General features: G+C 44.8%; 13 protein-coding genes. 11 read left to right on the forward strand and 2 right to left on the reverse strand.

Annotated features, from left to right (window positions below):
- Positions 1-225: 225 nt before the first annotated feature.
- Entirely contained in the window at positions 226-2988 is a 2763-nt protein-coding gene (locus G5B11_RS14295) for a bifunctional glycosyltransferase/CDP-glycerol:glycerophosphate glycerophosphotransferase (protein ID WP_173728814.1), read from the reverse strand.
- 205 nt (positions 2989-3193) lie between these two features.
- Here G5B11_RS14295 and G5B11_RS14300 point away from each other — a divergent pair, with 205 nt between their 5' ends.
- Both G5B11_RS14300 and G5B11_RS14305 read left to right on the forward strand, forming a co-directional pair.
- Positions 3194-4576: a sugar transferase gene (locus tag G5B11_RS14300; protein ID WP_173728816.1), complete on the forward strand. Its 1383-nt coding sequence runs from the start codon at positions 3194-3196 to the stop codon at positions 4574-4576.
- Positions 4573-5322: a glycosyltransferase family 2 protein gene (locus tag G5B11_RS14305; RefSeq protein WP_173728818.1), complete on the forward strand. Its 750-nt coding sequence runs from the start codon at positions 4573-4575 to the stop codon at positions 5320-5322. Before G5B11_RS14300 ends, G5B11_RS14305 begins: the two co-directional genes overlap by 4 nt.
- 79 nt (positions 5323-5401) lie before the next feature.
- Here G5B11_RS14305 and tagD read toward each other — a convergent pair whose 3' ends face one another.
- Complete coding sequence (tagD, locus tag G5B11_RS14310; RefSeq protein ID WP_173728820.1) at positions 5402-5806, reverse strand: glycerol-3-phosphate cytidylyltransferase; 405 nt, start codon at positions 5804-5806, stop codon at positions 5402-5404.
- 195 nt (positions 5807-6001) lie between these two features.
- On the opposite strand from tagD, the gene G5B11_RS14315 reads away from it, so the two are divergent.
- The 9 genes from G5B11_RS14315 to G5B11_RS14355 all read left to right on the forward strand — a co-directional run bounded on the left by G5B11_RS14315 (position 6002) and on the right by G5B11_RS14355 (position 14787).
- Positions 6002-8311, forward strand: a complete 2310-nt coding sequence (locus tag G5B11_RS14315) for a LicD family protein (protein ID WP_173728821.1) — start codon at positions 6002-6004, stop codon at positions 8309-8311.
- Between the two features lie 249 nt (positions 8312-8560).
- The gene (gene rpmG, locus G5B11_RS14320) at positions 8561-8710 is read left to right on the forward strand and encodes a 50S ribosomal protein L33 (RefSeq protein WP_117853039.1); all 150 of its coding nucleotides are present in this window, start codon (positions 8561-8563) and stop codon (positions 8708-8710) included.
- A gap of 23 nt (positions 8711-8733) precedes the next feature.
- Positions 8734-8943, forward strand: coding sequence for a preprotein translocase subunit SecE (gene secE, locus G5B11_RS14325; RefSeq protein ID WP_158421219.1), 210 nt, complete (start codon positions 8734-8736; stop codon positions 8941-8943).
- A gap of 17 nt (positions 8944-8960) precedes the next feature.
- Entirely contained in the window at positions 8961-9476 is a 516-nt protein-coding gene (gene nusG, locus G5B11_RS14330; protein WP_158421218.1) for a transcription termination/antitermination protein NusG, read from the forward strand.
- Positions 9477-9547: 71 nt separating this feature from the next.
- Positions 9548-9973, forward strand: a complete 426-nt coding sequence (gene rplK, locus G5B11_RS14335; RefSeq protein WP_158421217.1) for a 50S ribosomal protein L11 — start codon at positions 9548-9550, stop codon at positions 9971-9973.
- A gap of 56 nt (positions 9974-10029) precedes the next feature.
- Positions 10030-10722 (forward strand): 50S ribosomal protein L1, encoded by a 693-nt coding sequence (gene rplA / locus G5B11_RS14340; protein ID WP_158421216.1) that lies wholly within the window; start codon positions 10030-10032, stop codon positions 10720-10722.
- Between the two features lie 82 nt (positions 10723-10804).
- A complete protein-coding gene (locus tag G5B11_RS14345) occupies positions 10805-11776 on the forward strand; it encodes a D-alanyl-D-alanine carboxypeptidase family protein (protein WP_173728823.1) in 972 nt (323 codons plus the stop codon).
- A 102-nt stretch (positions 11777-11878) separates the two neighbouring features.
- Entirely contained in the window at positions 11879-13066 is a 1188-nt protein-coding gene (locus G5B11_RS14350; RefSeq protein ID WP_173728825.1) for a phosphopentomutase, read from the forward strand.
- 140 nt (positions 13067-13206) lie between these two features.
- Complete coding sequence (locus G5B11_RS14355; protein WP_173728827.1) at positions 13207-14787, forward strand: glucose-6-phosphate isomerase; 1581 nt, start codon at positions 13207-13209, stop codon at positions 14785-14787.
- The last annotated feature ends 217 nt before the right edge of the window (positions 14788-15004 follow it).

Here is a 15004-nt window from a genome sequence, read left to right on the forward strand (position 1 = left end):
AGTCAATCCCCCTGCTGATATAGCCTCCGGCAGGATTGCAGAGGTGCGCAGGAGAAGTATGTCATGCAATTGCATGACGCGCACCTCGCAGCAAGAATGCCGAGGCATTCTTGAAATTAAAATGTCACCGCCAAAGGGAATGGAAGTACATCTTAACAAGTAACTGTAGGAATGTAGAACAGTTACGATCTAAAAAGGGTAGCACATTTAAGATGTGTTGTAAAGTTACCCTGTTCCCGGTTCTTTTCCTGCCAGTCGATGGGCAAAGACAGTCTGGCAGCGTTTGGAAAAGGAGGCATCTGCCCCCGGTGCCTTTAAGTTACAGTTCACATTTGGGGCAGCAGCTGCACAAAAGGCAATGGTCTGCAGATTGTCTGTGGCCTGGATAAATACCTGGTCAAAGGAAACAGGACCGAAATAACGGGTGTATGCCTGTTTTCCCAGGCGGAGCATCCTGCCGGTAGGGTAAATAGAGGCCAGTCCCAGCCGGGTAATAAAGAAGCTGGATATTTTCCAGAAAAGGCTTCTGGCTGGATCCATCCGAATGGGAAGATACCAGATGTCCGGAAAATGGATATTCAGATATGCTTCTGCCTTAGGATCCTGAAGTACATTATAGGAAAGCCAAATCTGGGCATCCGGATGCTGGGATATAAAGCTGCTCAATTGATCCATTTGTTCAGAGGATATTTTGCGGCCGGTAAACCACAGGATATGCTCCTTTATGGATGGGACAGCCGTATCATTCTGTGATAAATCACCGGATCCGGGAGGACTGGACAATTCCCGGGATTCAGGCATTTTTGCTGCCTGTAACATATCAGAAGCGAAAGCATCCGATGCTGACAAAGTGGCCTGAAGCTGGCGGATCAGCGCAGGTGCATTGGTACAAGCCGGGACAAATTGCAAGGCTTTTTGCAGGGAAGACGACAATGGATATGGATCATCTTCAGGTAAAAAACGAAGAACGGATGTTGGCGAATTACAGTCTGCTATCAGAATGCTGCGGTAATCGGTGATCAATACATCACAGGACCGGATAAGATCTGTAATGGAATACTGGATCGGCAAAAGGCGTATATGTTTGAAACTGCTGCAATCCACCTGGTATCCGGGAGCAGGAGCCAGATACAGAATCTGCTTGTCCGTTAAGTCATTGTCCAGCTGATATAAAGCATCAGTGAAGCTTCTTACATAGTGAAAGGTCTGTTTTCGGTCTTTTCCTGCAAACAAAGGACAGCAGAACAGCAGTTTTGTATCTGCTGCCAGTCCTTCATTCTGACGAAAGATATCAGCCTCCGTAAATATGGAAAGAGAAGGATCCACTGGTGTCCACAGTTCTTTCAATAAATATGTGGAAAGAGCAGCATTATCTGTGGAAAAGTAAGTATCTGTGTGGCAGATCCCCGCTATCATGGTGTGCTCCATATAATTTTCCAGTATATCTTTGTTTGGGAAAACAATAAGATCACAGGTAAACATGGTATGCTGCCATCTGGCCAGATCATGTCTGGAAGTCAGGCAGTTGGCACTGGTAACAGGAATCAGGCTTTCCGTACAAAGAAGGATATGCCTCTGTTTTGTACCCTTATGGAAATACCAGGGAAGAGGTTGGTCTGTGATCAGCCTGCCGCATTGCGCAAGGGCAATCCCATAATCTTCAGAGTCAGGGGAAATCAAGGTAACACAGGAGGTATCCAGCTGATAGGACTGGCTCAGTCTCTGCCATACAGGACGTGCTTTGGCGGTAAGGGAAAGAAAGACCCGAGTTCCTTTCGCAAAGCTGCCGGAAAGCAGGGTAAGGAAAAGCGGATGGATATCCTGCCCCTCCATGGATTCCAGGAAAATATAGCCAGGTTCAGGCAAAACCCTGGTATTGGAAGCCAGATAGGATTCTTTTGCAGGCTGTTCCTGATCAATCAGTCTATCTTCACTGAAAATATAAGCGTTATTATGACCTGCCTTGTAATCTTTCAGCCATGCCTTTTGCTGGTTTGGGGACATTCCGTCACAGGTGTTCACAAAATGAAGCATTTCCTTGCGGGAACCGTAAAGATAAAGCAACTGGAACAAGTGATCCGGGAGTGCATATTTTACATAATGATTATTCTGCCAATCTGGCAGAAAGGCATCTATATAATCAAAAAGCTGGTTGATAAGATCAAGCTTCAGATCCTTTTTTTCGGTTTCATAGTTGGTGAGAAGCTTCCAGAAACGGAAAAAAAAGTGCCGGATGGTGATGAAATCGATCTCGGTTCTGTAGGTTTCAAGAAAGCCCAGGGAATTCATGCAGTCTTTCAGGTAAATAACTGCTTTTTTAATATCGGCAGTGGCGGGGGTCAGGCTGCCGAGAAAACCAACATTTTTCCTGTAATTGTAAAGGCATTCATCTATTATTCCCACATTACGTGCTTTGGCAGCCAGAAGGTATGCCACCGGAAGATCTTCAAAACGGATTCCTTCCGGAAATGCCAGGCCTTCAAAAAGCTCTCTCCGGATCAGTTTGATCCATGGGTAGGGGGAAAGAATGGACATTTCATATGGCTTTTCGGAAAATGAAAAATTCTGGTTGTGATGACGCATGGGAAATGGAGTCTTTTTACCGGAACTCATATCTATGTTATAGTATGAAAATAACACAAGGTCATTGTCATCCTGAACCGCCTTGGTGTACAGCTGTTCACATGCGGAAGGCTGGATGAAGTCATCACTGTCTACAAACCATACATATTTGCCATGGGATTTGGAAAAACCGTAATTGCGGGCATGGCTTACCCCATGGTTTGTGGTTGTGTAAACAAAAAGTTTGGAAGGATATTTTTCCTGGTAGGCTTGCAGGATAGCTGCGCTTGTATCGGTGCTTCCATCATTGACCGCTACGATCTCTAACTGATCCAGGGTCTGGTCAAGCAGGCTGTCCAGACATGCAGGAAGAAACTCTGCTACATTATAAACCGGCAGAATAATACTGACTTTAGGTGTGTTCATAAATTGCCCCCTGTTCCGTTGTTTTTTTCCCAACATCATATAGTTCCTATTATAACGGTTATCGGTTGTTATCACAAGACCGCAACGGCACAGGATACAGGAAAATAGACTGGACGAAAGGATATATATTCGCTATAATACAAAGAATAACAGATGTCAGGACAAAAGACATCAATGAAAGCAAAAGAAACAGAAGAGGGATATCGTGAGTAAAAGAGAAGATTATAAACGGTTTATCGTGTTCTGCCTTGCAAGTCTGATCATTCTGGCACAGGCAGCAGTGTTTGCATATGTGTGGTATGATTTTTACAGGATCCGGATCGACGAGCCATTCTGGCGAAGAGGTAACTGGGTACTGATCGCAATTTATGCACTGATCAATACCATGTTTTCACGACTGTACGGTGGCCTGAAGGTTGGCTATCTGAAGAGGATCGATGTATTTTATTCACTAACATTGGCAACCATATGTACGAATGTGGTAGTATATTTTCAGATCACACTGATCAACCGCTGGTTTTTGGAAGCTAAGCCAATGATCAGTATGACGGTGGTTCAGCTGCTTCTGATCATTATATGGATCTGGGGATCCAGATATATTTATTCCAGGCTGTATCGGGCTAGGAAGCTTCTGGTGATCTACGGTGACAGGGATCCAGGTGATGATCTGATCCATAAGATGAATTCCAGACGTGACAAATATGATATCAGCGGTAAGGTTCATATTCGTGAAGGAGAAGAACGGATCCATCAGATGATGAAAGAGTATGAAGGTGTGATCATCTGGGATCTGCCATCTGCAGTGCGCAACCGTTATCTGAAATATTGCTTTGCCCATTCTATCAGATGTTATATGAGTCCTAAGATTTCTGATATTATTCTGATCGGTACAGACAGGATCCATTTGTTTGATACACCGCTTCTTATGTCAAGGAATATGGGATTATCCGTGGAGCAGAGAGCTGCCAAAAGAATGTTGGATATTCTGGTGTCTGGTCTTGGCTTGCTCATCCTTTCGCCGATTATGCTGATCATTGCACTGATAGTGAAATTGTATGATCACGGCCCGGTGTTTTATACACAAAGCAGGCTTACCTGCGATGGGAAAGAATTTATGATCTACAAATTCCGCAGCATGCGGGTGGACTCTGAGAAAAATGGTGCACGTCTTGCTTCTAAGCACGATTCCAGGATCACACCGGTTGGGCATGTACTGAGGAATCTCCATCTGGATGAACTTCCCCAGCTGTTTAATGTATTTAAGGGGGATATGTCTTTGGTGGGACCAAGGCCGGAGCGTACAGAGATCATGCAGGAATATGAAAAGGAGATACCGGAGTTTTATTACCGCCTGAAAGTTAAGGCAGGACTTACCGGTTATGCCCAGGTTTACGGGAAGTACAATACAACCCCCTACGATAAGCTGAAGCTGGATCTGTTTTATATTGAGAATTATTCTTTTGTACTGGATATTAAGCTTTTATTCATGACTGTGAAGATCTTTTTTCAGAAGGAAGTATCCGAAGGTGTGGATGACAAGCAGAAGAATGCCCTTAAGGATTCTGCAGATGAGAGGGGAAAAGAATGAGAATGCCTGAAGTATCTGTGGTCATGCCTGTATACAATGGAGAGAAATACATCCGTCAGGCTATAGAGTCTGTCTTCATTCAGGATGTATCCCTGGAATTGTTGGTAATCGATGACGGATCATGGGACGGTACAGCCGGGATCCTGAAAGAATATGAAGGCAGGGAGAATTTTCGGTATTTTCGTAATTCATCCAATTTAGGAGCGGCAGGTTCCAGAAATCGTGGTGTAAGAGAAGCCAGAGGCAGATACATCGCTTTTCTCGATGCAGATGACTGGTGGGAAGAAGGTAAGCTTTCGGCACAGCTAAAGCAGCTGAAGAGTACAGGCCGGGTGTTATGTTCTACCGGACGCACTTTGATGGACTCTTCCGGTGCAGATACCGGTCGATACATTCCGGTAAAAGAAACTGTCACTTATCGGGATTTGTTAAGTCATAACAGTATTAACTGTTCGTCTGTTGTGGTAAAGAGAGAGGCTGCTTTGGAATTTCCCATGGAGCATGATGACAGCCATGAGGACTATATTACCTGGCTGAAAATTCTGAAGAAATATGGACCTGCAGTAGGAATCGACAGGCCCTACCTGAAATATCGCCTCTCTGAAGGAGGAAAATCCAGAAATAAGCTGAAATCCGCCAGAATGACTTACCATGTGTACCGTTATGTTGGGTATGGACCTGTGAGAAGCACCTGCTTTTTTATTTCTTATGCTTTGCACGGCCTATGGAAATACAGAAAAAAATAAGGTAACTGTGGGTAAAAACAGTTACCAAATATGTATTGTTGACCGGACAGCAGTCATCACTACGGATGGCTCTGTCCGGTTATTTTGGTGTCTTTTTCTCTGTCAGGTCTTTTTTGATCTGAGTGGTGGAAATCTCGGGGGTGCGAGGCAGATAGACTACATCACAGTAATCTTTCAGAAAATCAAATTTTCCTTTCCAGTCATCTCCCATTACAAAAGTATCGATATGATATTCCTTAACATCAGATATCTTCTGCTCCCAGTTCTCTTCCGGGATCACAAGGTCTACATAACGGATAGCTTCCAGAAGTTGCTTTCTTTTTTCATATGAAAAATAGCATTTCTTTTGCTTTTCATTCCAGTTGAACTCATCTGTGGAAAGTCCCACAATCAGGTAATCGCCGTATTGCTTGGCCCGTCGCAGCAAATTGATGTGGCCGTAATGCAGCAGGTCGAAGGTCCCATATGTAATTACTCTTTTCATAATCTGTCCTCACTGAATCAATTTCATGATGTCATTATATCATATGCCGGTGAAACTGCAAAGCAAACCACTGGCAGAAAGAAAAATGTAAAATATTATTCTATAATTTGTAAAAGTATGTTATTATTTTAGAGACATTGCAACTGTTCATTGCTTTTACAGTTACGGGACTTTTACATAAGGGGAATGATAAAAATGACAGAGAAACAAGAGCATCTGTTAAAGCTTTTTCAGGAGCTGGATCACATATGTCAAGAGAATGAGCTTCGGTATGTACTGGCAGAAGAGTCAACACTTGCTGCAGTAGGAAGAGCCGGATTTGCCGGTGGAGAGACAGAAATAAAGGTTTACATGCCAAGGGCAGACTGGAACCGGCTTGGGGAGATAGCCGGGAAAGAACTGCCTAAGGACAGGATACTTTACCCTGAGCCCATGGCAGGATATGGTGAGGATTTTGGCTGTGCCCTGGAAAAACAGCAGATTCTGGGGTCAGGACCTGCAGGGGAGCGGATCCATATCAGGATACTGGATCCGGTGTCTGAGGAAGCCTTTGAGAAATACAGGAGGGATCTGGGGCTTTACCTGGATCTTACAGATTCACAGGAGGTACATGGAACGTCCTGGGGGATTTCACCATCCAGATATTACAGATATTATCTTTCTGGCAGACTTACAGGGAAAAGGCATGTCCTTGGAAAACTGGAAAAGCGTATGCAGGCCTTTCGAGAGGAAGACTGCAGCAAATTTGCAGTACATGTGGGAGAACGCTTTCTTTTTATGGAAAAAGAGATATTATTTCCTGGGAGAACCTGTGATTTCCAGGGAGTGCAGGCAATGATCCCAGGGAAGGCCAGTGAATATCTGACGCAGGTTTACGGGGACGAATGGACGGATTTTCAATTTCCGGCAGAAGAGGATGCGCAAAGATCTGCAACAGTTGAAGGAATCAGCTATCAGGAGTTAAGGGAAGACTATCTGCCGGGGATCCGAAAGGGCAGATTACAACGGGCGATTATGCATAGCAAGCTTCGCATTCTTTCCGGAACTAAGGACAGTGGGCAAGAAGAATCAGAGGGATTTTTCAGAAATGTGACAGGAATAGAGCAGGAAAAGGATCTGGAACGATTCAGGCATGCTATTGCAGACTATGCCGGCGGCAAGAAACCTTCTGCAAAAGAGACAGCTCTTTCCCTTCATGAGAAATATCCGGATCATCTTCAGATCACCAGATTTCTTGGCAGATTTTATATGGAAGAGGCCAGAGAAACTCAGGATGGCACAGAGGCAGAACGTTTTATCGAAGAGGCCTTGCGTAAATTTCCAGAGGATGGTTATTTCCTGAAATACAGAGGAGAGCTTCTGTGGATGCGGGGAAGATGTGCAGATGCTCTTGTTGTATTTGCACAGGCAAGGGAGAAAACTTCAAATATGATCGTGCATAAGGAACTGGATCTGTTTCTTGCACTATATGAACAACAGGCCGGAGATACCTGCCAGGCACTTCTTGCCAACAGGGAAAAAGAAGCAGCACGGAATCTGGCAGAGCTCTGGTTCCGGCTTCTGCCACGTTCGGAACGGATGAAAAGCCTGGTATATCTGACACGGGTCAGCACTGCCAGGACAGTAAAAGAAATGGAGCTTCTTACCGATGAGATGACTGCTTTTGTACAGGTGCGGGAGAATGGCAGAAGAAAAAAGAACCGGGAACTGTATGGCCCGGCACTGACAAAGGCATGGGAACGGCTTGGATACCCTGGGGAACTGGCAAAGCTTCGCACAGAGATCCTGTACACGGAAGAACCCGGGGAACTGGAATGGATCGCAGAAAAGGTTAAGGATTATCAGATCCACAAAGATAAGCTGGCTCAGGTGTATAAGCTTGCAGGCGATGCAAGAAAGAAGCAGGGTCAGACGGAACAGGCCTTTGAGAACTATCGAAAGGCTATGGAATATGCAGGGAAATCTTATGCAAGAAAGGAGCTTTCCTCCCTGATCCTGCAGGATCTATATATGGGAAGCCACAAGGCAGCAGAATATGCTGCATCCGGAAAAGGAGAAGAGTTTCTGGATGCCTGGTTATCCAGGTATGGTACTGTGGAAGACTTGAAAAAACTGGTGAGAAGTTGTGTGGCTGATGGAAGCATTTCACATATCGGTGACAGGACGCCCCTTACCGGTGAAAACTGGCAGACTATGGAAGATATGAAGAATCCTAAAACCGATTATGCCACCTGGTGCTGGGAGTATGTACAGTTCTGTGCAGAGAAGATCCGCCTGGAAAAATATTACACAACCCATAAGGATGTGATCGTAAATCTGTACAAGAATAAGGATTTCCCACGATTGGAAAGCTTTCTTGCCCCTTATCACCAGGCTACGCTGCGGAGTCTGAAGACTCAGGAGATCTTTGTGCCGGATGAAGAGATTTTTGAAATTTATCTGTACATTCTTGGATGTAAAGGCATGGAAACCCTGAAAAAAGAAATTGAGAATTACTGGAATTGATTCCGGAAAACATATTTTAAAGGGCAGTACAAATTTATAGAAAAGGATTTATAGAAAAAGACTATAGAAAAACTATAGAAAAGCTAATCTGAAATTACAGGAAAAGACTTGACGGACAGGTATGTTTTGTGGTACACTTGACAAGCGACATGGAAGTTAGGTCTTTTTTTTATGCCCGAAATTGGTGACGGATATGCTTTTTGAAGGCAAAAGAAGACCGTGCAAATGAAAACACTGGAGGTGGAAGTTGTGCGCGTTAGGATTACATTAGCATGTACGGAGTGCAAGCAGCGGAACTACAATATGACTAAGGAAAAGAAAAACCATCCTGAGAGAATGGAAACCAAGAAATATTGTAAATTCTGCCAGAGACACACAATGCACAAGGAAACAAAGTAGTCACGAGATTGTGAGGTTAGGCTATGCAAGGAAAAGAAAAATCTGCTGATAAAAGCCAGAAGAAGGGTTTCTTTCAGGGAGTTCAGGCCGAGTTCAAAAAGATCATTTGGACAGACCGTCCTACTCTTATTAAACAGACAATCGTCGTTCTGATCGTGACAATTCTGCTGGGCGTGATCATCAGCGTGATGGATGCAGGTATTCTGGAATGCATAAATCTTTTAATTAAATAAGGACAAAGGTGGATTGTATGTCAGAAGCAAAATGGTATGTGGTTCATACCTATTCAGGGTATGAGAACAAGGTAAAGGCCAACATTGAAAAAACAATTGAGAACAGACATCTGGAAGACCAGATCCTGGAGGTTCGTGTTCCGCTGCAGGATGTAGTGGAGATGAAGAATGGCGTTGCCAAATCTGTCCAGAAAAAAATGTTTCCAGGTTATGTGCTCCTCAACATGATCATGAATGATGATACCTGGTATGTTGTCCGCAACACCAGGGGAGTTACGGGATTTGTAGGGCCGGGATCCAAGCCGGTGCCTCTGACAGAAGCAGAAATGCAGCCCCTTGGCATCCATGAGGAGAGCGTTCAGGTGGATTTTGAAGAAGGAGACATGGTTGTGGTAACAGGCGGAGCCTGGAAAGATACCACAGGTGTTGTATCAGCTATTAATCTGCCAAAACAGGTTGTGACTATCAATGTTGAACTGTTCGGCCGCGAAACACCGGTAGAGATCAGTTTCGCAGAGATCAAGAAAATGTAAATTATTAATCAGGTAACACGATATCGTGGGAGGGATATACCCCCGCCAATACCACATAGGAGGTGCCGAAAATGGCAAAAAAAGTAACAGGCTATATAAAATTACAGATTCCCGCTGGTAAAGCAACTCCAGCACCACCTGTAGGTCCAGCTCTTGGACAGCACGGTGTAAATATCGTTCAGTTTACAAAAGAGTTTAACGCAAGAACAGCTGATCAGGGTGATATGATCATTCCGGTTGTTATCACTGTTTACGCAGACAGAAGTTTCAGCTTCATAACCAAAACTCCGCCGGCTGCAGTTCTTCTTAAGAAAGCTGCAAACATCAAATCTGGTTCCGGCGTACCGAACAAAACAAAAGTTGCAAAGGTTACAAAGGCTCAGGTTCAGGAGATTGCAGAGCTGAAGATGAAAGACCTGAATGCAGCATCCATCGAAGCAGCTATGAGCATGATTGCTGGTACTGCAAGAAGTATGGGAATCGAAGTAGTTGATTGATTATAAGTAGATAGTGGGAGGGCTTTTCCCCGCAAATACCACAGGAGGTTATAGAAATGAAACGAGGAAAGAAATATGTGGAAGCTGCGAAAGCAGTTGACCGCTCAACATTATATGATACCGCAGAAGCAATCAGCTTAGTGAAAAAAGCTGCAGTTGCAAAGTTTGACGAGACCATCGAAGTTCATATCCGTACAGGCTGCGATGGACGTCATGCAGATCAGCAGATCCGTGGTGCAGTTGTTCTGCCGCACGGAACAGGTAAAAAGGTTCGTGTTCTTGTATTCGCAAGAGACGCTAAAGCTGAGGAAGCAAAGGCAGCAGGCGCTGAGTTCGTAGGAGCTGAGGAGCTTATTCCGAAGATCCAGAACGAAGGATGGCTGGATTTCGACGTTGTTGTTGCAACACCTGACATGATGGGCGTTGTAGGACGTCTGGGTCGTGTACTTGGACCGAAAGGTTTAATGCCAAACCCGAAAGCTGGTACTGTAACCATGGATGTTACAAAAGCGGTTCATGATATCAAAGCCGGTAAGATCGAATACCGTCTTGACAAAACAAATATCATCCATGTTCCGGTTGGTAAAGCTTCCTTTACCGAGGAGCAGTTAAGCGACAACTTCCAGACGCTGATTGGAGCTATTTTAAAGGCAAGACCAAGCACACTGAAAGGTCAGTATTTAAGAAGCGTTACAATCGCTCCTACAATGGGACCTGGTGTGAAGATCAACCCAATGAAATTAGCTTAATAGATTAAGACAGTAAGATAAAGCCTCCGCCGGAGCCAGTATGGGCACCGGGGAGGCTTTCCTGTATTAAGGAGGAGAAAGGATGGCAGCAGGGCGAAGAAAACGCAGACGGAGAAATTATAGAAAACGGCTGCTGATTTGTCTGTTGGTGCAGATTCTGGCATTGACAGCCTTTGGATGTGCCCTGGGATGGAATAGAGGTGTTAGTTCTTTTGTAGCAGACATAGCAGGGAAATTTTCTTCTCCTGTGATTGCTGACCTAGATTTGTCCGGGATCTGGAGTACCTGTGCAGTTCTTATGGATGAAAGAAGCGGTAAGGTGATCAGTCAGGTATCAGGAGAGGAACGGATGTACCCGGCCTCCATGACAAAGGTTATGACAGCGATTGTAGCTATAGAGGCACTACCAGGATTGCAGAAGCAGATAACCCTTTCAGGGGATGACATTGATCAGTTGTACAAGCATGATGCCACTCAGGCAGGCTTTCAGCTTGGTGAGAAGGTAACAGCTCTGGATCTGTTGTATGGTGTTATGCTGCCATCCGGAGCAGAGTGCTGTCTGGCACTGGCACAGGATATTTCCGGTTCCGAAGCAAAATTTGTGGAAAAAATGAATGAGAAAGCAAAAAAGCTTGGGATGGATGGAACCCATTTTTGTGACTGTACAGGCCTCCATGATCCTGAGCATTACAGTACAGCCCGGGACATTGCAGTTCTTATGCGTTATGCAGTGCATAATCCGGTATTTCGCAAGATTGCCCAGGCAGTCAGACATACTTCCCAGGGAACCAACCTTCACCCGGACGGGATCACCTATTACAGCAGTATGCTTAAGAATATGCCTGATCCGTCTGTAACCGGAGGAGAGATACTGGGCGGGAAGACTGGGTATACGGATGTGGCTGGCCACTGCCTTGCAAGCTTTGCCAGGATTAAAGACAGAGAGTACATTCTGGTGACAGCAGGAGCATATAGCGACAACGATCCTATTCCCCACATTGAAGATGCTTATACCATATACAACCGTCTGGGGAGAGTTGTGGACGGAAAGTGAAAGATGGTGTAAAATAGCCTGTGAAAAACTGAGTAAAAGAAAGACTGAGTAAAAGAAAGACTGAGTAAAAGAATAGGCTGAGTAAAAGAAAGAGGTAGCCGTATGAGAAAATTTAAACGTATTTTTCTGATCGTAATTGATTCTCTTGGAATCGGAGCCATGAAGGATGCTGCCGAATATGGAGACGCAGGAGCAGATACTCTTGGACACATTGACCGTACAGTAAAAGAACTGAAGCTTCCGGCTATGGAAAAGCTGGGGCTTGGGAATTTGTGCACACTTTCACATGTGGCACCTTCTGATCATCCTTTAGGATATTATGCCCGCTTAAATGAAGCCAGCCTGGGGAAGGATACCATGACCGGTCACTGGGAGATGATGGGGCTTCATATCACCACACCATTTAAAACATTTACAGAGCATGGTTTTCCACCGGAACTGATCCATGAATTAGAAGAAAGAACCGGTCATAAGATTGTAGGAAACCGTTCAGAGAGCGGCACTAAGATCCTGGATGACCTGGGAGAGCATCAGATCCGTACAGGAGATATGATCGTTTATACTTCTGCAGATTCCGTGCTGCAGATCGCAGGGCATGAAGAGACCTTTGGTCTGGATGAATTATACAGATGCTGTGAGATCGCCCGTGAGATCACCATGAAGGATGAATGGAAGGTAGGCCGTGTGATCGCAAGACCTTACGTGGGACGCAAAAAGGGAGAGTTTAAGCGGACACCAAACCGTCACGATTATGCAGTAAGTCCCTTTGGGAAGACAGCATTGGATATATTAAAGGATGCAGGATATGATGTGATCAGTGTAGGCAAAATCGCAGATATTTTCAACAATCAGGGCATTACTGAAAAATACCATTCTGACAGCAGTGTGCAGGGAATGGAACAGACTATAGAGATTGCAAAAAGGGATTTTCATGGTCTGACATTTGTAAATCTTGTGGATTTTGATGCTTTGTGGGGACACAGAAGGAACCCGGAAGGGTATGGCAGGGAACTGGAGAAGTTCGATGAAAAGCTGACACAGCTGCTGCCTTTGATCCGGGAAGACGACCTTCTGATGATCACTGCAGATCACGGAAATGATCCGACCTATACAGGCACAGACCATACCAGAGAGCAGACTCCGCTGCTGATTTATTCACCTGGCTTGAAAGGCGGGCAGCTGCCGGTTCAGGATACCTTTGCAGTGTCAGGCGCTACCATTCTGGATAATTTCGGCCTTTCTCCTGCAGAGGGAATGATCGGGCATACACTTGGAGGATTGCTGGCCTGAAGCTGATGTAAGGATGTTTCACTTTTTTGAAAAGAATAATTCCGGAAAGAACGGGGTTGAATTTAAGCATCCTTAATATTATAATGGCTTTGAATAAAGAGAAAATACAAGAACAGATTACGATTAAGGAGGAATCAATCATGATTACCTGGAAAAACCTGGATACACTTGATTCGTTTAAAGAGCTTTCACAGACTGCGAAGGTTGATGTTGCAGATGTGATGAAGGGTGAGGGCGGCGCAGAGCGTGTGAAGAAATACAGCGTTCCCATGGCTGCAGGACTGACTTATCATTATGCTGCAAAAGCAGTGGATGACCAGGTGCTGGAAGCATTGAAGAAGCTGGCAGAAGAAGCACAGCTTACAGAGAAGTTTCAGGCTCTTTACAATGGAGAGGTGATTAATACAGGAGAGAAACGTCTTGTTCTTCATCATATGACACGTGGCCAGCTTGGAGACAAAGTAGAGGCTGATGGTGTTGATAAACGTGCTTTCTATGTAGAGCAGCAGGAGAAGATCGCAGATTTTGCCAATAAAGTTCATGCAGGTGAGATCACAAACGCAGCAGGTGAGAAATTCACTACAGTTGTTCAGATCGGTATCGGCGGAAGTGACCTTGGACCGAGAGCCATGTATCTTGCTCTTGAGAACTGGGCAAAGAGAAATAATAAATTCAAGATGGAAGCGAAGTTCATCAGCAATGTAGATCCGGATGATGCAGCAGCAGTTCTGGCATCTATTGATGTTGCTCATTCTATCTTTATCCTGGTTTCCAAATCAGGAACAACCCTTGAGACACTTACCAATGAATCTTTTGTAAAAGATGCCCTGAAGAATGCAGGACTGGATGCTTCCAAGCATATGATCGCAGTTACAAGTGAGACTTCACCTCTTGCAAAGAGTGATGATTATCTGGCAGCATTCTTTATGGATGACTATATCGGTGGACGTTACTCTTCCACATCTGCAGTAGGCGGTGCAGTATTATCCCTGGCCTTTGGTCCGGATGTATTTGCACAGTTCCTGAAAGGCGCAGGAGAAGAGGATGTCCTTGCAAAGAATGAGGATATTTTCCAGAACCCGGCAATGCTGGATGCACTGATCGGTGTATATGAGAGAAATGTACTTGGTTATCCAAGCACAGCTGTATTACCATATTCACAGGGATTGAGCCGTTTCCCGGCACACCTTCAGCAGCTGGATATGGAGTCAAATGGAAAGTCTGTCAACAGATTTGGCGAGCCTGTAGATTATGTGACAGGACCGGTTATTTTCGGTGAGCCTGGTACAAACGGCCAGCATTCCTTCTATCAGCTGCTTCATCAGGGAACTGACATTATCCCGCTGCAGTTCATTGGCTTTAAGAACAACCAGATGGGTACAGATGTTGTAATCCAGGGAAGCACCAGCCAGCAGAAGCTTTGTGCAAACGTTGCTGCACAGATCGTTGCTTTTGCCTGCGGCAAAGAAGATGAGAACCAGAATAAGAACTTCAAGGGCGGCCGTCCTTCCAGCATTATCATTGGAGAGCAGCTTACACCTGAGGCAATGGGGGCTCTTCTTGCTCACTTTGAGAACAAGGTTATGTTCCAGGGCTTTGTATGGAACTTAAACAGCTTTGACCAGGAAGGCGTACAGCTTGGAAAGGTTCTGGCTAAAAAGGTTCTTGCACATGAGACAGAGGGTGCACTGAAGGAATTAAGCGATCTTCTGAACATCTGATGTACGATCAGGTATATGAATCAATATTAATAAGGTTTTGAGGGTGAAAGCCCTTAATTTAAAAAGCACAGAAGTTATTGTCCGAAAACATGGACTTTAACTACTGTGCTTTTTGTTGCATTAATTAATATGAATTTCAGTGCTATGCGCCTATGTGGTTTTTATATCAGCTGGGAGTCAATCCCCCAGCTGATATAGCCTCCGGCAGGATTGCAGA

It is taken from the genome of Blautia glucerasea (assembly GCF_013304385.1).
Classification (GTDB): domain Bacteria; phylum Bacillota; class Clostridia; order Lachnospirales; family Lachnospiraceae; genus Blautia_A; species Blautia_A ammoniilytica.

Bases quoted from the DNA above. Each gene is read 5' to 3' on its own strand.
- rplA (WP_158421216.1), top strand. From the start codon at position 10,030: ATGAAACGAGGAAAGAAATATGTGGAAGCTGCGAAAGCAGTTGACCGC.
- tagD (WP_173728820.1), bottom strand. From the start codon at position 5,806: ATGAAAAGAGTAATTACATATGGGACCTTCGACCTGCTGCATTACGGC.
- G5B11_RS14355 (WP_173728827.1), top strand. From the start codon at position 13,207: ATGATTACCTGGAAAAACCTGGATACACTTGATTCGTTTAAAGAGCTT.
- rplK (WP_158421217.1), top strand. From the start codon at position 9,548: ATGGCAAAAAAAGTAACAGGCTATATAAAATTACAGATTCCCGCTGGT.
- G5B11_RS14315 (WP_173728821.1), top strand. From the start codon at position 6,002: ATGACAGAGAAACAAGAGCATCTGTTAAAGCTTTTTCAGGAGCTGGAT.
- nusG (WP_158421218.1), top strand. From the start codon at position 8,961: ATGTCAGAAGCAAAATGGTATGTGGTTCATACCTATTCAGGGTATGAG.
- secE (WP_158421219.1), top strand. From the start codon at position 8,734: ATGCAAGGAAAAGAAAAATCTGCTGATAAAAGCCAGAAGAAGGGTTTC.
- G5B11_RS14295 (WP_173728814.1), bottom strand. From the start codon at position 2,988: ATGAACACACCTAAAGTCAGTATTATTCTGCCGGTTTATAATGTAGCA.
- G5B11_RS14350 (WP_173728825.1), top strand. From the start codon at position 11,879: ATGAGAAAATTTAAACGTATTTTTCTGATCGTAATTGATTCTCTTGGA.
- G5B11_RS14345 (WP_173728823.1), top strand. From the start codon at position 10,805: ATGGCAGCAGGGCGAAGAAAACGCAGACGGAGAAATTATAGAAAACGG.
- G5B11_RS14305 (WP_173728818.1), top strand. From the start codon at position 4,573: ATGAGAATGCCTGAAGTATCTGTGGTCATGCCTGTATACAATGGAGAG.